Here is an 18945-nt window from a genome sequence, read left to right as displayed (position 1 = left end):
CACGGCTGTTTGATATGCAACAGGGCACATTCGCGTAGAGCCTACGCGCACGTCCCCCACGTTCCGCGACGACTTCCTTTCCAGCACACGCGCCCAGCAGGGCGCCGCTGGCGTCTGCCTGACTGATTCAGAGAACCATCATGGCCCTCGACCTCGTCGCCGGTTCCCCGTACGACTCCGTGGCAGACACCGCGCTGCCCGCGCCCGGTGCTGTGCCCATCGGCACCCGCCGCGGCCCCTCACAGCCCGTTGAACTGCCCGCGCTGGTGCAGCGGGTGCTGTTCGTGGCGACCGAGATGGCCGACTTCATCAAGGCCGGTGGCCTGGGTGATGTCGCTGCGGCGCTGCCACGGGCAGTACGGGCCGGATGTGATGCGCGGGTGCTGCTGCCGGGCTATCCCGAAGTGCTGCAGCGCCTGCCGCAACTGCGGGAAGTGGGCCGCATTGGCGGCCGCGCCGGGCTTCCGGCCTGCACCGTCGGCATGGCCTTGCAGGCCGACGGACTGCCGATCTACGTACTGCTCTCACCGGCACTGTATGAGCGCGAAGGCTCGCCCTATGTGGATGCGCAGGGCAGGGAGTGGCCGGACAACGCGGTGCGCTTCGCCACGCTTTCGCACGCCGCCGCCGAGCTCGCGGCGGGCAGGGCGGGTCTGGACTGGACACCGCAGCTGCTGCACCTGAATGACTGGCCGGTGGCGCTGGCCGCCGCCTACGTGCGCTGGGACCGCACCGCCGTGCCGACCCTGCTGACCATCCACAACCTGGCCTACCAGGGGCTGTTTCCCTTCGCGCTGGCGCCCGCGTTGGGCGTGCCGGCCGAGCGTCTGGACGAACTGCACTTCCACGGCCAGATGTCCTTCCTGCAGGGCGGCATTGCCAATGCAACACGGCTGAACACGGTCAGCCTTCGCTACGCGCAGCAGATCACGGCGGTCGAGGATGGTTGTGGCTTGCATGAGCTGCTGGCGCGTCGCGCTGCCGGCGGCCACCTCAGCGGGATCGTCAACGGCATTGACGCCAGCTGGGATCCGCGTCGAGACACCCACCTCAAGGCCCGTTTCGGCGTTGGCCAGTGCGCTGGGCGCGATGCCAATGCGCAGGCCGTGCGCCAGGCCTTCGGCCTGCAACCATCGCAGGGGCCGCTGTTTGCGGTGGTCTCGCGGCTGGTCCACCAGAAGGGCCTGGATATCACCTGCGATGTCGCCCCGCAGATCGTGGCCGCCGGTGGCCAGCTGGTGGTGATCGGCGGCGGAGAGCCACAGGTCGAGGCGCAGGTGCAGGCGTTGGCACAGCGATACCCCGGCCGGGTGGGCGCCTTCATCGGTTTCGAGGAAGGCCTGGCGCGGCAGATGTTCGCCGGGGCAGATTTCCTGCTGATGCCGTCGCGCTTCGAGCCCTGTGGCCTGAGCCAGATGTACGCCCAGCGCTTCGGCTGCCTGCCCGTGGCGCACGCCACCGGCGGCCTGGTCGACACGGTGGAAGATGGCGTGACCGGATTCCTGTTCCACGGCGCCAACGCCGACGGGCTTCGCCGCTGCGTGGAGCGGGCGATGCGCACGTTCCGGCTGCCCGCGCTGATGCAGGCCATGCGGCGCGCCGCCATGCTGCGGCCCGGTGGTTGGGAGAGCGCCGGGCGTGCGTACCTGGCGCTGTACCAGCAGACCTGCGGGGTGGCCGCATGACCGACGCAGGACGCGGCGTGGACGCGCTGGATTACGAGCCCGCAGTGCAGGGTGAAAGCGCCGGGCCGCTGCCGCCGGAGCTGCATGATCTGTTCCATGCGCGCCCTGCGGACGCCTTTGCTTGGCTGGGACCGCATGCTGATGCCCGTGGCGGTCGCGCGCTGCGCGTGCTGGTGCCGGACGCAAGGCGGGTGGAGGTGGTCGCGTCCAATGGCACGCGCTGGGACCTGCGCAGCACGGAACTGCCGGGGCTGTTTGAGGGACGTGCTGGCGACGATGCGGTTCCACTGCTGGCGCTGCATTTTCCGCACGGTATCGAGCAGGTGCACGATGCCTATGCGTTCGGCCCGCTGCTGGATGAGCCCCTGCTGCAACGCATCCACCACGGCGATGCGGAGGCGATGCGCGCACTGGGCGCGACCGCGACGACGCTGCACGGCATCCAGGGCGTGCGCTTTGCCGTGTGGGCACCCAATGCCCGACGCGTGGCCGTGGTGGGCGATTTCAATGGATGGGATGGCCGCCGCCACCCCATGCGCCTGCGCCATGCGGCTGGCGTCTGGGAGCTGTTCGTTCCGGGTGTGAAGGCGGGCGCGTGCTACAAGTTCCGCATTACCGGCGCGCAGGGCCAGGTGCTGCCGGACAAGCTCGATCCGATGGCGCGTTGGGCGGAACGGGCGCCTGCGACGGCCTCGCGGGTGGTGGCTGACGTACCACTGGCGTGGAGCGATCAGGCATGGCTGCAACGGCGCGGTCAGGTGGGCATTGAGGCGCCGCTCTCGATCTACGAAGTGCACGCCGGATCGTGGCAGCGCCAGGAAGACGGCAGTGTGCTGGACTGGGACGCACTGGCCGCGCGACTGATCCCGCACGTGATCGGCCTGGGATTCACCCATGTCGAGCTGCTGCCCATCAGCGAGCATCCTTTTGGCGGCTCGTGGGGCTATCAGCCGCTGGGCATCTATGCACCCACGGCGCGCTATGGCAGCCCAGAGGCCTTTGCCCGCTTCGTCGACCGTTGCCATCAGTCCGGGCTGGGCGTGATCGTGGATTGGGTGGGTGCGCACTTCCCGGATGATGCCCACGGGCTGGCGCGCTTCGATGGCACGGCGCTGTACGAACATGCCGATCCGCGCGAAGGCAAGCATGCCGACTGGGACACGTTGATCTACAACTACGGTCGCAACGAAGTGGCGGGCTATCTGGTCGGCAGCGCGCTGGAGTGGATCGAGCGCTTCCATATCGACGGACTGCGTGTGGATGCCGTTGCTTCCATGCTGTATCGCGATTACAGCCGCCCCGACGGGCAATGGGTGCCCAATGCACAGGGCGGGCGCGAGAATCTGGAAGCGGTGGCCTTCCTGCAGCGGCTGAACCAGACCGTGCGTGAGCGCTTCCCGGATGTGCTGGTGATCGCCGAGGAAAGCACCGCCTGGCCGGGGGTCACCCGCGCGGTCGCCGAGGGTGGCTTGGGCTTTACCCACAAGTGGAACATGGGCTGGATGCACGACACGCTGCAGTACCTGCGGCGCGATCCGGTGCATCGCCAGCACCATCACAGCGAAATCAGCTTCGGGCTGGTCTATGCGTTTTCCGAGCGTTTCGTGTTGCCGCTTTCCCATGATGAGGTGGTGCACGGCAAGGGCTCGCTGTTGAACAAGATGACCGGTGAGCGCGACCAGCAGTTCGCCCAGCTTCGCGCGTACTACGCCTTCATGTGGGCACACCCCGGCAGCAAGCTGCTCTTCATGGGCGGGGAATTCGGCCAGGCCGGCGAGTGGGCCCACCAGCGCGGGTTGCAGTGGGACCAGGCCGGAACGGCCGAAGGCGGCGGACTGATGCGGCTGGTGGCGGATCTGAACGCGCAGCTGCGGCAGCAGCCCGTGCTGCACCGGGACCTGCGTGACGAACGCAGCTTTGCCTGGAGCGTGGCCGATGACAGCCGCAACAGCGTATTCGCGTTCGTGCGGCAGGATCCTGCAGGCGTCGCGCCTGCGCTGCTGGTGGTCAGCAACTTCACCCCGGTGCAGCGCGATGGCTATCGGGTCGGGGTGCCGGCAGCGGGCCGCTGGTCGGAACGCCTGAATACCGACAGCCATCACTATGCCGGCGGCAATGCCGGCAATCTGGGTGCGCTGGCGACCGAGGCGCGGCCCATGCATGGCCATGCGCAATCGTTGCGGCTCACGCTGCCGCCCATGTCAACGCTGTATCTGCAGGTTGCGCAATGACCGCAGACGCGCGCCTGGGCGCGTGGCCGGTGGACGATGGCACAGTGGCGTTCCGGCTGTGGGCGCCGGATGTGGCGCAGGTCGAGCTTGTGCTGGCTGGCGCGGCGATACCGATGCGCCGGGAACCCCATGGCACCCACTGGGTTCGTTCCGCTGCCGGCCATGGCGACCGCTACCGCTTTCGTCTGCCCGACGGCACTGAAGTGCCGGACCCTGCATCGCGCTGGCAACCGGAGGGCGTAGAAGGGCCCAGCGCAGTGGTCATGCCTGACCGCGCTGTCTGGCTGACCGGACCGGGCCCGCGGGTTGCCTGGCAGGACATGGTGATCTACGAAGTGCATATCGGTGCGGCGGGCGGTTTCGCCGCGCTCATCGCACAGCTGCCGATGCTGGCCGAGACAGGCATTACCGCGATCGAACTGATGCCGGTGGCGCAGTTTCCGGGTACGCGCAACTGGGGCTATGACGGTGTGTTCCCGTATGCCCCGGCGCAGGCCTATGGCGGCCCCGACGCACTGAAAGGCTTTGTTGATGCGGTACATGCGGCGGGCATGGCGGTGTTGCTGGACGTGGTCTACAACCATTTCGGGCCGCAGGGAAACCACTTGGCCCGGTACGCCAAGGCCTTCTTCCGCAGCGGGCAGAGCACGCCGTGGGGCGAGGCCATTGACTTCACGCAGCCGCAGGTGCAGCGCTTCTTCATCGACAACGCGCTGATGTGGCTGCAGGAGTACCGGTTCGACGGCCTGCGCCTGGACGCCGTGCATGCCATCGCTGACGACCGCTTCCTGCAGCAGCTCAGCGATACCGTGCGGGCGCAGGTGCCGCATGCGCACCTGGTGCTGGAAAACGAGCGGAACCAGGCTCGCTGGCTTTGCGGTGCCTACCAGGCACAGTGGAATGATGACTTCCACAATGCGCTGCACGTGCTGCTGACCGGCGAGCATGAAGGCTATTACGCTGCCTATGCTGGCCGCGCCGAGGAACTGTTGGCGCGCTGCCTTGCCGAAGGCTTCGCCTGGCAGGGGGAGCCGGATCTGCACGGCGTGCCCAGGGGCGAAACCAGCACTGACCTGCCGCCGTCCCGCTTCGTGGTGTTCGCGCAGAACCATGACCAGGTGGGCAACCGCGCGTTCGGTGAGCGCTTGAGCATGCTGGTTGCAACACCGCTGCTGGACATGGCCACCGCGCTGACCGTGCTGACGCCGATGGTGCCGCTGCTGTTCATGGGCGAGCCGTGGCAGGCCAGGTCACCCTTCCTGTTCTTCACCGATTTCAAGCCGCCGCTGGACGAGGCCGTACGCGAGGGGCGCCGGCGCGAGTTCGCCGGATTCAGCGCCTTCGCCGATGCTGCATCGCGCGCGCGTATTCCCGATCCGAACGATCCGGCCACGCTGCAGGCCTCCTGCGTGATGCCGCCCGGCGATGACCCCGCGTCGCAGGCGGCATTGGCGTGGTTGCGCGCGCTGCTGGTGTTGCGCCGCCGCTATCTGCAGCCGGAGCTGGAGCACGCGCGCTCGCTGGGCGCGACGGTACTCGGCGCCGGCGCCGTGCAGGCGGGCTGGCAGCTGCCTTCCGGGCAGTGGTGGATCGCCATCAACGCGGGCCCCGCGCCGGTGGCGCATTCGCTTCCCGAGGGCGAGCGACCCTTGCCGCTTGCGGACGGCCCACGGCTTGCCGCCCGGGGTGGCCTGCAGCTGCGTTGGGTGCCGGCATGAGGGCCGACGCTGCGTTGCAGGCCGCTGCGCGTTCGGCCGGGCTGCTGGCCGAGTGGGAGGACGTTTCAGGTCGCCCCTGCACGGTGTCCCCGGATGTGCTGCGCGCGGTGCTGGCGCAGTTGCAACCGCAGGCGGACCGCGTGGATGCCCCGCTTCTTACCGCTGTCTGTGGTGAATCGGTGGTGTTGCCCGCCGCTTCGGGTGCGGCGGGCTGGGTGGACGAGGCGGGCAGGGCACACGACGCGCGGCCGGAGGGCCGAGGTGGTTGGACGGCGCCGGATCAACCGGGCTATTGGCACTGGCAACAGGGCAACCGATCCATCGCCATCGCCGTGGCGCCGCAGCGGGCGTGGTGGCCAGCGCAGCTTGACCGGGCCTGGGGCCTGGCGGCGCAGGTGTACAGCCTGCGCGGCGAGGCAGACGCGGGAATCGGTGACAGTGCCGGGTGTGCGCCGTGGCTGCAGCGCCTGCGTGAACAGGGCGGGCACGCATTGGCGCTCAGCCCGATGCATGCCGGCTTGCCGCCGACGGCGGGTTACAGCCCGTATTCGCCCAGCGACCGCCGCTGGCTTGACCCGTTGCAGGCATCGCTGTTGCAAGGAGTACCCGACGCGGCCCATGCCGCGCTGGCAAGCGACCCCGCCCTGGCCGAGGCCGTGCAGGCCGCCACGGCGGCGCGGCGTATCGATTGGCCCGGCGCGGCCGACCTGAAGTGGCGATGGCTGCGCGTGGCCAGGGCGGAGCTGCAGCACCGGCAGTCGGCGCTATGGAGCCAGATCAGCCAGTGGCGCTGCGAATCCGGGCCCGCGCTGCAGGCCTACTGCGCCCTCGCCGCCGACCCGCGTAGCGGCGATGCTGACGATCACGCGTTCGCCCAATGGATGGCGCGGCGCTGCTGGTCGCAGTTGCAGGCGCACGCACGTCGCGATGGCGCCTCGATCGGATTGATTGCCGATCTGGCCGTGGGCTGCGCGGCAGACGGTGCCGAGGCACGCTCGCAGCCGCAGGCCATGCTCGCCGGTCTGGAACTGGGCGCGCCACCGGATGCCTTCAACACGCAGGGCCAGGCCTGGGGCATCACCGGCTTCTCTCCGCTGGGCCTGCGCAGCCAGGGCTACGCGCCGTTCATCCATCTGCTGCGGGCGGTGATGGCCGACAGGGGCGGTATCCGCATCGACCACATTCTTGGACTGCATCGGCTGTGGGTCCTGCCGCGCGGGGCGTCTGCCGGCGACGGTGTCTATCTGCAGTTTCCGCTGGTGGACCTGTTGAACCTGCTGGTGCTGGAGTCCTGGCGCCACCAGTGTGTTGTCATCGGTGAGGACCTGGGGGTGGTGCCTGCCGGTATCCGCCAGCAGCTGGCCAGCCGCGGCGTGCTGGGTGTGGATGTCTTGCCGTTCACGCGCGACGCGGGCCGATTCCTGGCGCCCGCGGACTGGCGTCGCAACGCCGTCGCCATGCCATCGACGCATGATCTGCCACCGCTGGCCGGCTGGCTGCGCGGGCGCGACCTGCGCTGGCGCGCACGTCTGGGCGAGATCGACGATCTGCCTGCGGCCATGGCGCAGCGCCGCGCCGATGCGTGGACACTTGCGCAGGCCGCACCTGCAGAGGCCGTTGAAGACGCGGCACTGGACCGGCTGGCCGCCACACCGTCACGGCTGGCCCTGCTGCCGTTGGAGGATGCGCTGGGGCTGCGTACCCAGGTCAATCTGCCAGGCACCGTCGGCGGTCACCCGAACTGGCGGCGGCGGCTTCCGCTGCGCTGGGATGCGTCTGCGCTGCAATCGCGACTGCGACGCATCAGTGCCGGTCGTGGCGGAGCTGGTCGATGACCGCGCTGCGCGCAACCGCCCGGCTGCAGTTGCACGCAGGCTTCGACTTCGCTGCCGCCGCCGACCAGGTGGCGTACTTCGCGTCGCTGGGCGTCAGCCATCTGTATCTGTCGCCCATTGCGGCGGCCATGCCCGGTTCCAGCCACGGCTACGATGGCATCGACCCCACGCGCATCAGTCCGGAACTGGGTGGCGAACCGGGCTTCCTGCACCTTGCGCGCCGCGCCCGCGCGCACGGGGTGGGGCTTATCCTGGACTGGGTGCCGAACCACTTGGCCGCCGCGCCACAGAACCGGTGGTGGTCGGACGTGCTGAGGCATGGACGGCGCAGTGCTTACGCGCAATGGTTCGATATTGACTGGGAGGCCGCGGCCTGCCCGCAGCGTGTGTGGCTGCCGGTGCTGGATCGCCCGCTGCAGGCCGCCCTCCGCTGCGGCCTGCTGCGCGTGGAGGACGATGGCGATCTGCCTGTGCTCTGCCATCACGACCTGCGCCTACCGTTGTCACCCCGCAGCTATCCGCCGCAACCCGGCGCCCGGCAGGGGTGGGTGCAGCGCTGCAATCGCTCTGCCGAGCGCATGCACGCGCTGCTGCAGCGACAGCACTACCAGTTGGCGTGGTGGCGCACCGCCGGTGACCAGGTCAATTACCGTCGCTTCTTCGATATCACCTCGCTGGTTGCGCTGCGGGTAGAGCGCGAGGATGTGTTCGATGCCGCGCACGCGCTGCCCCTGCGACTGATACGCGAGGGCTGGGCGGACGGGCTGCGCATTGACCATGTGGATGGTCTTGCCGATCCGGGGGGGTATCTGGCCCGGCTGCGTGCGTGTATGGACCAGGCCGCTGCAGAAAGCGATCGCGCGTGCAGCGAGGTCACCCTGCACGTGGAAAAGATTCTCGCCGAAGGCGAAGCACTGCCGATTGCCTGGGCCTGCGATGGCAGCACCGGCTATGACTTCATGGACCAGGTGGGCGCCTGGCTGCATGACGCCGCTGCCGCCGACGCGCTCACCGCGCTGTGGCAGGCACGCTCGGCGGACCACCGCACGGTGGACGAGGTACAGCGGACGGCGCGCGATGTCTTGCTCGATGGGTCCCTGCATGCGGATCTGCAGCGCCTTTTGGTCTGCGTGCGGCAGGGGGTGGGCGACGCGGCGCGGCAGGAGGATATCACCGACGCCATGCTGCGCAGGGCCGTGTGCGCGTTGCTGCGCTGCTACCCGGTGTATCGCCCCTACGATCTTCAGACCGAACCCGAGCGCCAGGCATTGCATCGCGCCGAAGCCGCGGCGGCCGCAGGCGTTGATGCGGCGGTGCGCACCGCCTTGCGTCTGCTGGTGGATGCATTGAAGGCCCCGCAGGCGGATGTACTGCGCGTGCGCTTTGGCCAGCTTTCCGCACCGCTGAACGCCAAGGCGGTGGAGGATACCGCCTTCTATCGCTACTTCCGGTTGCTCTCGCGCAACGAGGTGGGCAGTGACGCGCAACGGATCGGTCTGCAGGGGAGCGAGCTGATTGACCTTGCACAGGCGCGTGCGCGCCGGCATCCACGGGCGATGCTGGCCCTGGCCACCCATGACCACAAGCGTGGCCCGGATGCGCGCGCACGCCTGGCACTGATGAGTGACGATGTGGCCGCCTGGCAGGCGGCGCTGGCCGGCTGGGAGCACGACTGCGCCGCGGCCGCGCTGCCCTTGCCATTGCCCGCCGCCGAAGCCTACGCGGTCTGGCAGGCGCTGGTCGCGGCCTGGCCGATGCACGGTGCGCCAGAGCCGGAATTCGCCGCGCGGATGCAGCAGTGGCTGCGCAAGGCCCTGCGCGAGGGCAAACGGATCAGCAGCTGGCTCGATCCCGATCTGCCCTTGGAAGATGCGGCGTGTGCGTGGCTGCAGTCCTTGTTGACCGCCGACAGCCTGAAGAACGTCCGCAACGCGCTGGCCGACCATGTGCAGCGCATTGCCCCGGCCGGTGCCTGCAACGGCCTGGCGCAGCTGTGCCTGCAGTTGTGCCTGCCGGGTGTTCCGGACATCTACCAGGGTACCGAGTTCTGGGATCTGAGTCTGGTTGATCCGGACAACCGACGCGCGGTGGATTTCGCGCAGCGCGCACAGGCACTCGCCGATGATCGACCGTGGCCAGCGTTGCTGCAGGACTGGCACAGCGGAGCGCCGAAGATGCGGTTGCTGGCCGTGCTGCTGCAGCTGCGCAGGGACCATGTGGCGGTGTTCCTGCAGGGCACGCTGCGCCGGGTGCCCGATCCCGGTTCGGCACGGCTGGTGTTTGTGCGCGAGCACGCCGGGCAGCAACTGCTGGTCGCCGTCAGGCGCGCGGGGGTGGGACGACCTGCCGGCCCCGGGCTCGCCTGCCACGACGATGGGACGCAGACCGTGAGCGGGCTGCCCCAAGGTTGCCTGCGCAACGTTCTGGACGGTCGCACGCAGGTATTCAACGGTTCCGCCACCGACGCGCTGCTGTTTGCCGGCAGCCCGGTGGCGGTATGGATCAACCAGGAGAGTGGGGCAGATGGACAGCAGTGAGCGGCGCCGCCGCATCAGGATGCTCGCGCATCAGATCTGGGAGGCCGAAGGGCGCCCGGATGACCAGCAGCAGCGCCACTGGCATATGGCCGAACGCCTTGTTGAAGCAGAGATAGCGGCCCTGCGGGCGGCTGAGGACGAACACGATGGCAACGCGTAAGTGGACCCAGACCTCGCGCGTGCGCGAAGGCCGCCCGTTCCCGTTGGGTGCCACCTGGGACGGCCTGGGCATGAACTTCTCGCTGTACTCGCAACATGCCACCAAGGTGGAACTGTGTCTGTTTGATGCGCGCAACCGGGAAGTCGAACGCATCGTGCTGCCCGAGTACACCAACGAGGTGTGGCACGGTTACCTGCCGGACGTGCGGCCGGGTCAGCGCTATGGCTACCGCGTGCACGGGCCTTATGCGCCGCAGGACGGGCACCGCTTCAACCCCAACAAGCTGCTGCTGGACCCGTATGCCAAGCAGATCGTAGGTGAGATCAAGTGGGCGCCGCACCTGTTCGGCTACACGCTCGGCCACCGCGATGCAGACCTGAGTTTTGACCGCCGCGACAGCGCGCCCTACATGCCGCGTTGTGCGGTCATCGACCCGGCCTTCAGCTGGGGCGGCGAGCGCGCGCCGGCAACTGCCTGGGACAGGTCGGTGATCTACGAGGCGCACGTGCGCGGGCTGACCATGCAGCACCCCGGCGTACCGCCTGCCGAGCGCGGCACGTTCTCAGCCTTGCGCCACGACGCGGTGGTGGACCATCTGGTCTATCTGGGGGTGACCGCGATCGAGCTGCTGCCCGTGCATGCCTACGTGGACGACCAGCAACTGCTGGAACGCGGGCTGCGCAACTACTGGGGCTACAACACCATCGGTTTCTTCGCACCGCAGCCGCGCTACCTGTCGCTGGAGACGGTTGCCGAATTCAAGCAGATGGTGGCGCGCCTGCACAGCGCGGGCATCGAAGTGATTCTGGACGTGGTCTACAACCACACCGCCGAGGGCAACGAACTGGGACCGACCCTGTCATTCAAGGGCATCGACAACGCCAGTTACTACCGCCTGGCCGAGGATCGCCGCTACTACATCAACGATACCGGTACCGGCAACACCTTCGACCTGACCAATGCCGGTGCATTGCGCATGGTCATGGATTCGCTGCGCTACTGGGTGACCGAGATGCGCGTGGATGGGTTCCGTTTCGACCTGGCCACGATTCTCGGCCGCGAGCGGCATGGGTTTGATCCGTCGGGCAGCTTCCTCGATGCCGTGCGCCAGGACCCGGTGCTGAGCCAGGTCAAACTGATTGCCGAGCCGTGGGACATCGGTCCGGGTGGCTACCAGCTCGGGCAGTTCCCGCCCGGTTGGGCCGAGTGGAACGACCGTTTCCGCGACACCACCCGTGCCCTGTGGCGCGGCGATGCCGGGCAGCTGCCGGAGTTCGCGGCACGCTTCACCGGTTCGGCCGACCTGTTTGACCATCATGGCCGCCGACCGTCGGCCAGCATCAATCTGGTCACCGCCCACGATGGCTACACGCTGCATGACCTGGTGAGCTACAACGATCGCCACAACGAGGCCAATGGCGAGGACAACCGTGACGGCCATTCGCACAACCTGTCGTGGAACCACGGGGTTGAAGGCGATACCGATGACGAAGGCATCCTCGCCCTGCGTGCACGGCAGATGCGCAACCTGCTGGGCACGCTGCTGCTGGCGCAGGGCACGCCGATGCTGTTGGCCGGCGATGAGTTCGGCCATTCGCAGCGCGGCAACAACAATGCCTACTGCCAGGACAATCCACTGAGCTGGATCGATTGGGAACGCGCAGCGCAGCCCGGCCCGCAGGCGCAGGCGGCGTTCGTGCGGCGCGCGCTCGCGCTGCGCCGGCGCTATGGCCTGCTGCGGCGCAATCGCTTCCTTACCGGTGACTACGATGAATCACTGGGCATGCGGGACATCGAGTGGCGGCGGCCGGACGGTGAGCCCATGGGCGAGAGTGATTGGCACGATGCGGAGCAGCGCGCCCTGCTGATCGTGCTCGATGGCCGCAGTCCGGACAGTGGCCTGCGCGAACCGGGTCGCCACGTCAGCCTGGCCCTGCTGTTGAACCCGAGTGACCAGCCGCAGTGCTTCCGCCCGTCCGATACGGTGCTGTCCTTCCGCCGGGTGGTGCTGCAGACCGATGAGGCGCCGTTGGAGATGGATGAGGAAGGGCAGTGGACGCTGCCGGCGCGCAGTCTGTGCCTGTTGGCATCGAGCAGCGCGGCGTGATGGCGTGACGCTGGGCCACGCCCGGCGGAACGTCTCACGGCTGCAAAGGAAAGCCGATCCTCGCGCGGCAATGCCGCAGCAGATTACGGCCTCCACCATCAAGATGCAGGACATCTGCGTCCCCAAACAACTTCAATAGTGCGGTTCCGGACGTGTTGGCGGCATGCCCGGAGCGCCTGGCTGCGGCTGTCAGCAACGGATCTGCGCGCGCATCGTGTCCGCCGGGCAGATCGGCGCGTTTCAGAGCACCTTCGATCAGCAGCTGGGCACACGCACCGGCCAGATAGGCATCGGGTTCGCGCTGCCTTCCGCGCCGGGCCAAGCCTGCCAGTGCGATGGCGATATGCTGGAATTCATGTGCGGTGGTGGCGATTACGCGCCGACGCAGTGCATCGAAATGCGGTGCGGAAGGCAACCAGAAGCCGACGAAGTGCACAGGCGGCTCCGCTCGCGGCCACTGGCGCCAGATGCCACCTCCGTCGCTGACGATCGTGAGCCGATAGCGCACAGGAACGTGTTCAAGCCCGTTGGCCTGAAACGGTAGGGCTGCGGAGCGTGCTGCGGCCTCGCAGAGTTGCAAGGCCTGCACGGCTGAAAGCGTGTCATCTGCCCAGAGAACCTGGGTGGCAATAGTAGACCACCCGCACTCGGTGGACCGGTTGGGCCGTTCCGCGCTCTCCGGGCCGGGCAGCACAGACACTGTGCTGATTTTCAGACGGGAGGTAGGGCCTCGCAGCACGGTGGCATATCCGCCGTCGGCGCCGACCAGGTCACGGGGAGGAAGCTGGATGGAATGGCATGCACTTGTTGCCAGGAGGATGGCCGCCAGCCCCATACGGCCTGCGAGGGCGAAGCCCCGCTGGTGGCGCACGGACTGGCGGCACTCCATCAGGGTGTCAGCCCACATTGATAGGGTGATGGATACTTCGTACAGACTTGAAAGTCCGAGACGGAGGCTGCCTTGGTGGCTCCGCTGTATCGAGACGCTGCCGCAATGGTGTTTGGCCCAGGGGCCGCACCTACATCAAATGTTGCGAGGTCATACCTTAGTTCAGTCGCCGGACCGGACTCAGCTGCGGCCCACGTGTTCGCTCCATCTGGGTCGACAAGTCGAAGGATTGTTCCCGTGCGATGCCATTGGAAATCCCTGGAGGCAATCGTGACGCCTTGCCTGGGATCAAACAGCTGCAGGGTTACAGATCCATTGGCTGGGAATGCTACGGATGATCCCGAAATGTCGATTTCGAACTGGGCTGCATCTGGTACTTCCGCTATCGACGCGAGCATTATCCGATCAAACCACGGTAGGCCGTCGCGCTCACCCCCGCCGATCTTTCCTCCGACCTTTCCTTCTATCCGGCATTTCTTGCTCTCTTCACACGATGCGCTCAACTGCCACTCCGTTGGCCCACACCCAGTAGCGGTGAGGGTGATACCGATTGCTGCCACGACTACTCGTAGATTGCTCATTGGTATTCTCCACGTTGAACTTCGACTGACCGAACAGTTCAAGCTACTGATTCGGTATTCGATCCATATCGGCTTGAGCGCGCGCGGGCAATCGGAATTGTTTCAAATGGATCCGGCAGTTGGCTTTGGGCTATCTTTGACGCCTTGGGAAAGTCCGCAGGCCGAGCCAATCGCGACACTTGCATCAGACGCCGGGCATGGCCCGGCGCTACCGCGTCGGGCGATTGGGATGACGGGATGACGCCGTGTGCGGGATAACTGGTAGCGCCGGGCCATGCCCGGCGGACGGATCACCCGAGCACGTAGCGCAGCACGCCCGCCGAAAACACGCCGATCAGCACCGTGGGCAGCATCGACCAGCGTGTTGCCGCCAGCAGGGTGATGGCCAGCGCGGCCAGGTCGGCCGGGTTGTCGGCCACGAAGTCGGGCGCGATCACCGAGATCAGCACGCAGCCCGGCGCCGCTTCCATCACGGTGATCGCACGCTTGCTCAGCGTGCGGTTGCGCAGTGCCAGGAAGCCGACGATGCGGGTCAGGTAGGTCACCGCGGCCATCAGCACGATGGTCAGCAGCGAGGTGCAGTGCAGCAGGCCGTCGACGATCATGCTTCGTCTCCCGCCAGCCACCACGCGGCGGCCAGACCGGCCAAGGCACCACTGGCGACGTACCAGGCACCCGGCACCAGCAGGTAAGTGGCCGCGGCCACCAGCAGGCTGACCAGCCACGGGCGTGCGGCGCGCATGCCCTGCCACATGCCGCGCAACAGCACCAGGAACACCGCGGGGAAAGCCATGTCGAAGCCGTAGGCATGGATGTCGCCCAGCAGCGGCCCGACCAGTGCGCCGATGCAGGTGCACAGCACCCACACCGTATACAGCCCGGCCGAAACACCCAGGTAGTACGCCAGGCTGAAGCCCAGGGCGCGGCGGCGCGCGTCGGCCACGCCCAGCGCCCAGCTCTCATCGCACATGAAGAACAGTGCCGGCAGCACGCTGCGGCGCGGCAGGTGCTGCAGCAGTGGCGCCAGGCTGGCGCCCATCAGCAGGTGGCGGCTGTTGACCAGCGCGGTGATGGCCACGATCAGCGCGATATGCGGCGGCGAGCTCCACAGCTCAACGGCGGCGAATTCGGAGCCGCCGGCAAAGTTCAGGCCGGTCATCAACGGTACTTCCAGCGCGCTCAGGCCCTTCTGTGCGGCCTGTGCACCCAGCACCAGGGCGAACGGCAGGAAGCCGATCATGACCGGAACGGCGGCGCGCAGCCCGCGCAGGAATTCGCTGCGGGTGCTGGTCTGGCAGGCGGGGTCGGGCAGCGGCAGGGTGGTGCGGGCGTCCATGGGGCGTGCTTCGTTGGGGGTGGCCCATGCTAACGAGCCTGCAGGGAAATCGGGTTGCGTTGATGCGGCCCGATCGCCAACAATCCGCACCAGAATCGATCAATGGCGGAAATGGTGAAATCTAATGCTGCAAGCCCTGGATAACCTGGACAAGCGCATCCTGCAGGCGCTGCAGCACGATGGGCGCCTGCAGAACCTGGAACTGGCCCGCCAGGTCGGCCTGTCCCCCTCGGCCTGCCTGCGGCGGGTGCGGTTGCTGGAAGAGGGCGGCTACATCGACCGCTACGTGGCGCTGCTGAATCCGGCCAAGGTGGGGCGTGGGTTCACGGTGTTCGTGCGGGTGTGGCTGCGTGGGCAGGACGAGGACACCACCAACCACTTCATCAACAGCGTCAAGATGTTTCCCGAAGTGCTGGAGTGCCACCTGATGGCCGGCGACTGCGATTTCCTGCTGCGGGTGGCGGTGGCCGATCTGGATGCCTACCGGCAGTTCCAGATCCAGCACCTGAACCGCATTGCCGGGGTGCAGAACACCAAGACCGACATTCCCATGCAGCGGGTGAAGCAGACCACCGAGCTGCCGCTCTAGCGCCGCCTCACCACAGGCCTAGCAGCTTCCACCAGGCGCTGCCGACCACGGCGAACACCAGCAGTTCCAGCACGCACATTACAAAGCCCACCCGCCACCAGGTGCCCAGGGTGACGTAGCCGCTGCCGAAGATGATGGGCGAGGTGCCGGTGGCGTAGTGGGTCAGGGTCATCATGATGGCCGAGCCGGCGGTCATCATCAGCAGGAACGGCACCATGTACTCGCCGGGGATCAGCTGCACGCCCACGCCCAGGAAGGCCAGCAGCATGGCGCTGATATGTGCGGTGGTGCTGGCGAACAGGTAGTGCGAGAACACGAATGCCAGCACCAGCACCGCGGCGATGGCCTGCCAGCCCATGCCGCTGCTGGCGATGGCGCCCTTCATGCCCTGCGAGAACCAGTCGATCACGCCCAGCTTGTTCAACTGCTCGGCCAGCATCACCAGCGCGCCGAACCAGATCAGGGTGTCCCAGGCGCTCTTTTCGGAAAGCACATCGTCCCAGTTGATGGTGCCGGTGATGATGAGCACGAACAGGCCGACGAAGGCGACCACGGTCGGGTCCAGCGTCCACGCCGGGCCGAAGATCATGGCCGGCACGTTCGCCCACAGCAGCAACAGCAGGCCGAAGGTGCCCAGCATGACCTTCTCTTTGGCGGCAAGCGGGCCCATCGCGGCCAGTTCGCTGCGCGCGAAGGTGACCGCGTCGGGCGTGTGCTTCAACTGCGGCGGGCTGAGCAGATACACCACCAGTGGCATCAGCAGCAAGCACAGCAGGCCGGGCAGCAGCATGCACAGGGCCCAGGTGGTCCAGCTCAACTGCAGCTGCTGGCCGCTGGCCTTGGCCACGAAATCCACCACCAGCGGGTTGGGCGCAGTGGCGGTGAGGAACATGGCCGAGGTGATCGGGTTGGCGTGGTAGTTCACCAATGCCAGGTACGTGCCGACCTTGCCCTGGGTGCCCTTGGCCGGATCGGAATCGAACGCGGTGGCGATCGAGCGCATCACCGGGTGCACGATGCCGCCGCCGCGTGCAGTGTTGCTGGGGGTGAACGGTGCCAGCAGCAGCTCGCACACCGCCAGCCCGTAGCCGATGCCCACCGTGCGTTTGCCCAGCAGCGCAATGAACATCAGGCCGATGCGGTTGCCCAGCCCGGTTTTCTTCAGGCCACGGGAAATCAGGATGGCCACCACGATCAGCCAGATCAGTGGGCTGGCGAAGCTGCTCAGCGCATCGGTGATGGCGCCCTTGGAGCTGGTGGAGGTGACCTGCGAAAGCGAAACGATGACGATGGCCATCATCGCCATCACCCCGATCGGCATTACCTTCAGGATGATCGCCACGATGGTGGTCAGGAAGATCGCCACCAGCCGCCAGCCATCGGCGGTCAGGCCCTGCGGGCAGGGCAGCAGCAACAGGGTGATCAGTACCGCGGTGGTGATGAGGGCGGGCACCAGGCGGAACGGGACGGCCTGGTTGAAGTACTGCAGTGCGGCCTTGATGCGCTCGAGCATCGTTGCTTCCTTACCGGATGAGGGGAGGGCACGGCAGCTGCCGCGCCATGATGGCACGGGCGATCAGCGCGGGCGTGACAGGCGCGCGGCCTGCGCGAGCTGTGCCGCCAGCTCGGCATGCAGCTGTGCGTAGTCCGCGTCGGTGAACGCGGCGGCCATCGGCGAGTGCGCGGCGGCGCGGGCCTCCTCGGCCAGCGCGTCGTCCAGCGAATCGCTGCGCGCGGCCAGGTCGGCCAGCACGATCACCCGGTCCGGCTGCACTTCCACATAGCCGCCGCTGACGTGGATCTCCACCACGTCTTTCGTGTCGGCCGGAAACAGCCGCACCAGCCCGGCGGTCAGCGGTGCCATCAACGGGGTGTGGCCAGGCAGGAAGCCGAGGCGGCCGGCAGCGCCGGGCACGCTGGCCTCGCGCACATCGCCGTCCCAGTGCACGCCATCCAGGCTGATGACCTGCAGGGCAAAGCTGGAACCGGGGGTTGCAACCGCCACGGGGGCGGCGGGAGGCAGAGAAGACATAAGGCCAGGGTGCGGTGCGGGGGACTTCAGGGTGGCAGCAATGCCGCCTGCGGGCCGTGATCTGGGTCAAATGCGGGGCGTGTCGTGTGCGATCATCGGCGCAGGAATCGCATTGCCAAGGGAGCTGCAATGAAAGAACGCAGGCAGGGGCCGTTGCAGGCCGCGTGCGCCACGGTGTTGATGCTGTTGGCAGTCGGTGTGACTGCGCAGACCGCGCCGACAGAAGGCATCAGCTATGACAAGGCGCGGCGCACCGCCGAGGCGTCGCTGCGGCTGCACCCGGCCACCGACACCACCTACGACTACCGCCCGCTGTGGGCCGGCAACGCCGATCTGGATGGCGATGGCCGTCCGGAAATCGTCTATCTGTACACGGCCGCGCAGAGCGGCGCTGCGCAGCAGTTGAACGAGCTGGTGGTGATGACCGCGCTGGCCGACAACGACCCGCGCGCGCAGGCGCCGGCACTTGGCAAGAGCGTGTACGACGATGAGACCTATGCGCTGATCCGTGCATCGGGGTATGCGGATGCCGCCAGCGTGCACGTGCCCGGCGAGGTGGAAAGCGTGACGTTCGAAGCGGGGCGCATCGTGGTGGCGTTCAACAGTGCGCGGCCCACCCGGCTGTGCGGCGCTGGAAAGGTTCGGACGGCCTGCCCGCCGGACGGGCGGCACACCTGGCGCTATGCGTGGACCGCCGGAACGCTGGCCCGCGCCGATTGACGGAATGGGGTCGGATCCCTCTCCAACGGAGAGGGCTCTGACCCCGATCGCGGCCCGACCCGGCCCGTAGAGTCGAGCTTGCTCGACTGGCGGTGCACGTGCAGTCGAGCAAGCTCGACTCTACAAGAGAAATATCAGCTACAGATCGTCTACTTCCACACGTCTACCTACACAGGTGGAACATTCGCCCAGAGCAATGCGGTGGTGGTGATGTCCGCGCTGAAGGCCGATGACCCCCGCGGAAAAGAAAACCCGAAAAGTCTTTCCCCGGTGGAAGCGGACGATTTTGCGGCGATTCGTGCGTCAGGCTATGCCGATGACGCAGGGCTGCAGATTCCTGGGGACGTGCGGTCCATACGGATCGAGGGCAGCAGGATCCGGGTTGATTTCACCGTGAGGGCCGGTGCCACCGTCTGTGAGCACGACGGTTCCAAGCATGTCTGCCCAGCGGAAGGCGATGCGCAGTGGCTTCTGCAATGGACGCCGGGAACCCTGAAGCGCACCGATTCGTAGAGTTGAGCTTGC

The 18945-nt window shown here is 67.3% G+C and carries 15 protein-coding genes; 10 read left to right on the top strand and 5 right to left on the bottom strand.

Annotated features, from left to right (window positions below; genetic code table 11):
* Positions 1 to 140 precede the first annotated feature (140 nt).
* From glgA to glgX, 7 genes are read left to right on the top strand one after another with little or no spacing between them, the layout of a single operon-like run.
* Positions 141 to 1685 carry a glycogen synthase GlgA gene (glgA, locus tag AC06FA_RS14020; RefSeq protein ID WP_478068832.1) on the top strand — a complete coding sequence of 515 codons (1545 nt, stop codon included), beginning with the start codon at positions 141 to 143 and terminating at the stop codon, positions 1683 to 1685.
* Entirely contained in the window at positions 1682 to 3916 is a 2235-nt protein-coding gene (gene glgB, locus AC06FA_RS14015) for a 1,4-alpha-glucan branching protein GlgB (RefSeq protein WP_478068831.1), read from the top strand. The genes glgA and glgB overlap by 4 nt, the downstream gene beginning before the upstream one ends.
* Positions 3913 to 5634, top strand: coding sequence for a malto-oligosyltrehalose trehalohydrolase (gene treZ / locus AC06FA_RS14010; protein WP_478068830.1), 1722 nt, complete (start codon positions 3913 to 3915; stop codon positions 5632 to 5634). Before glgB ends, treZ begins: the two co-directional genes overlap by 4 nt.
* Positions 5631 to 7469, top strand: a complete 1839-nt coding sequence (locus AC06FA_RS14005) for a 4-alpha-glucanotransferase (protein WP_478068829.1) — start codon at positions 5631 to 5633, stop codon at positions 7467 to 7469. Before treZ ends, AC06FA_RS14005 begins: the two co-directional genes overlap by 4 nt.
* Entirely contained in the window at positions 7466 to 10006 is a 2541-nt protein-coding gene (gene treY, locus AC06FA_RS14000) for a malto-oligosyltrehalose synthase (RefSeq protein WP_478068828.1), read from the top strand. Before AC06FA_RS14005 ends, treY begins: the two co-directional genes overlap by 4 nt.
* Positions 9993 to 10166, top strand: coding sequence for a DUF2934 domain-containing protein (locus AC06FA_RS13995; protein WP_478068827.1), 174 nt, complete (start codon positions 9993 to 9995; stop codon positions 10164 to 10166). Before treY ends, AC06FA_RS13995 begins: the two co-directional genes overlap by 14 nt.
* On the top strand, positions 10153 to 12273 hold the full coding sequence (glgX, locus tag AC06FA_RS13990) for a glycogen debranching protein GlgX (RefSeq protein WP_478068826.1): 2121 nt from the start codon (positions 10153 to 10155) through the stop codon (positions 12271 to 12273). The genes AC06FA_RS13995 and glgX overlap by 14 nt, the downstream gene beginning before the upstream one ends.
* Before the next feature lie 34 nt (positions 12274 to 12307).
* Here the strand turns inward: glgX and AC06FA_RS13985 are convergent, their stop codons facing one another.
* From AC06FA_RS13985 to AC06FA_RS13975, 3 genes are all read right to left on the bottom strand, one after another.
* Entirely contained in the window at positions 12308 to 13180 is an 873-nt protein-coding gene (locus tag AC06FA_RS13985; RefSeq protein WP_478068825.1) for a hypothetical protein, read from the bottom strand.
* Between the two features lie 853 nt (positions 13181 to 14033).
* Positions 14034 to 14348: an AzlD family protein gene (locus tag AC06FA_RS13980; RefSeq protein WP_478068824.1), complete on the bottom strand. Its 315-nt coding sequence runs from the start codon at positions 14346 to 14348 to the stop codon at positions 14034 to 14036.
* Positions 14345 to 15079 carry an AzlC family ABC transporter permease gene (locus AC06FA_RS13975; RefSeq protein WP_478068823.1) on the bottom strand — a complete coding sequence of 245 codons (735 nt, stop codon included), beginning with the start codon at positions 15077 to 15079 and terminating at the stop codon, positions 14345 to 14347. The genes AC06FA_RS13980 and AC06FA_RS13975 overlap by 4 nt, the downstream gene beginning before the upstream one ends.
* A 124-nt stretch (positions 15080 to 15203) precedes the next feature.
* Here AC06FA_RS13975 and AC06FA_RS13970 point away from each other — a divergent pair, with 124 nt between their 5' ends.
* The gene (locus AC06FA_RS13970; protein WP_478068822.1) at positions 15204 to 15668 is read left to right on the top strand and encodes an Lrp/AsnC family transcriptional regulator; all 465 of its coding nucleotides are present in this window, start codon (positions 15204 to 15206) and stop codon (positions 15666 to 15668) included.
* Positions 15669 to 15675: 7 nt separating this feature from the next.
* On the opposite strand, the gene AC06FA_RS13965 is transcribed toward AC06FA_RS13970, so the two are convergent.
* Both AC06FA_RS13965 and atpC read right to left on the bottom strand, forming a co-directional pair.
* On the bottom strand, positions 15676 to 17181 hold the full coding sequence (locus tag AC06FA_RS13965; RefSeq protein WP_478068821.1) for a DASS family sodium-coupled anion symporter: 1506 nt from the start codon (positions 17179 to 17181) through the stop codon (positions 15676 to 15678).
* A gap of 63 nt (positions 17182 to 17244) precedes the next feature.
* Positions 17245 to 17700: an ATP synthase F1 subunit epsilon gene (gene atpC, locus AC06FA_RS13960; RefSeq protein WP_478068820.1), complete on the bottom strand. Its 456-nt coding sequence runs from the start codon at positions 17698 to 17700 to the stop codon at positions 17245 to 17247.
* Positions 17701 to 17829: 129 nt separating this feature from the next.
* Here atpC and AC06FA_RS13955 point away from each other — a divergent pair, with 129 nt between their 5' ends.
* Together AC06FA_RS13955 and AC06FA_RS13950 are read left to right on the top strand one after the other, a co-directional pair.
* On the top strand, positions 17830 to 18420 hold the full coding sequence (locus AC06FA_RS13955) for a hypothetical protein (protein WP_478068819.1): 591 nt from the start codon (positions 17830 to 17832) through the stop codon (positions 18418 to 18420).
* Between the two features lie 210 nt (positions 18421 to 18630).
* Positions 18631 to 18933, top strand: coding sequence for a hypothetical protein (locus AC06FA_RS13950; RefSeq protein WP_478068818.1), 303 nt, complete (start codon positions 18631 to 18633; stop codon positions 18931 to 18933).
* Positions 18934 to 18945 lie beyond the last annotated feature (12 nt).

It is taken from the genome of Stenotrophomonas sp. Steno-C17 (assembly GCF_056393165.1).
Note: the sequence above shows the minus strand (reverse complement) of the source record. Positions and strands in the feature narration are given on the sequence as shown.

Bases quoted from the DNA above. Each gene is read 5' to 3' on its own strand.
- AC06FA_RS13950 (WP_478068818.1), top strand. From the start codon at position 18,631: ATGTCCGCGCTGAAGGCCGATGACCCCCGCGGAAAAGAAAACCCGAAA.
- AC06FA_RS13975 (WP_478068823.1), bottom strand. From the start codon at position 15,079: ATGGACGCCCGCACCACCCTGCCGCTGCCCGACCCCGCCTGCCAGACC.
- glgX (WP_478068826.1), top strand. From the start codon at position 10,153: ATGGCAACGCGTAAGTGGACCCAGACCTCGCGCGTGCGCGAAGGCCGC.
- AC06FA_RS13965 (WP_478068821.1), bottom strand. From the start codon at position 17,181: ATGCTCGAGCGCATCAAGGCCGCACTGCAGTACTTCAACCAGGCCGTC.
- glgB (WP_478068831.1), top strand. From the start codon at position 1,682: ATGACCGACGCAGGACGCGGCGTGGACGCGCTGGATTACGAGCCCGCA.
- AC06FA_RS13985 (WP_478068825.1), bottom strand. From the start codon at position 13,180: ATGTGGGCTGACACCCTGATGGAGTGCCGCCAGTCCGTGCGCCACCAG.
- treZ (WP_478068830.1), top strand. From the start codon at position 3,913: ATGACCGCAGACGCGCGCCTGGGCGCGTGGCCGGTGGACGATGGCACA.
- treY (WP_478068828.1), top strand. From the start codon at position 7,466: ATGACCGCGCTGCGCGCAACCGCCCGGCTGCAGTTGCACGCAGGCTTC.
- AC06FA_RS13995 (WP_478068827.1), top strand. From the start codon at position 9,993: ATGGACAGCAGTGAGCGGCGCCGCCGCATCAGGATGCTCGCGCATCAG.
- atpC (WP_478068820.1), bottom strand. From the start codon at position 17,700: ATGTCTTCTCTGCCTCCCGCCGCCCCCGTGGCGGTTGCAACCCCCGGT.
- AC06FA_RS13955 (WP_478068819.1), top strand. From the start codon at position 17,830: ATGAAAGAACGCAGGCAGGGGCCGTTGCAGGCCGCGTGCGCCACGGTG.
- glgA (WP_478068832.1), top strand. From the start codon at position 141: ATGGCCCTCGACCTCGTCGCCGGTTCCCCGTACGACTCCGTGGCAGAC.
- AC06FA_RS13980 (WP_478068824.1), bottom strand. From the start codon at position 14,348: ATGATCGTCGACGGCCTGCTGCACTGCACCTCGCTGCTGACCATCGTG.
- AC06FA_RS14005 (WP_478068829.1), top strand. From the start codon at position 5,631: ATGAGGGCCGACGCTGCGTTGCAGGCCGCTGCGCGTTCGGCCGGGCTG.
- AC06FA_RS13970 (WP_478068822.1), top strand. From the start codon at position 15,204: ATGCTGCAAGCCCTGGATAACCTGGACAAGCGCATCCTGCAGGCGCTG.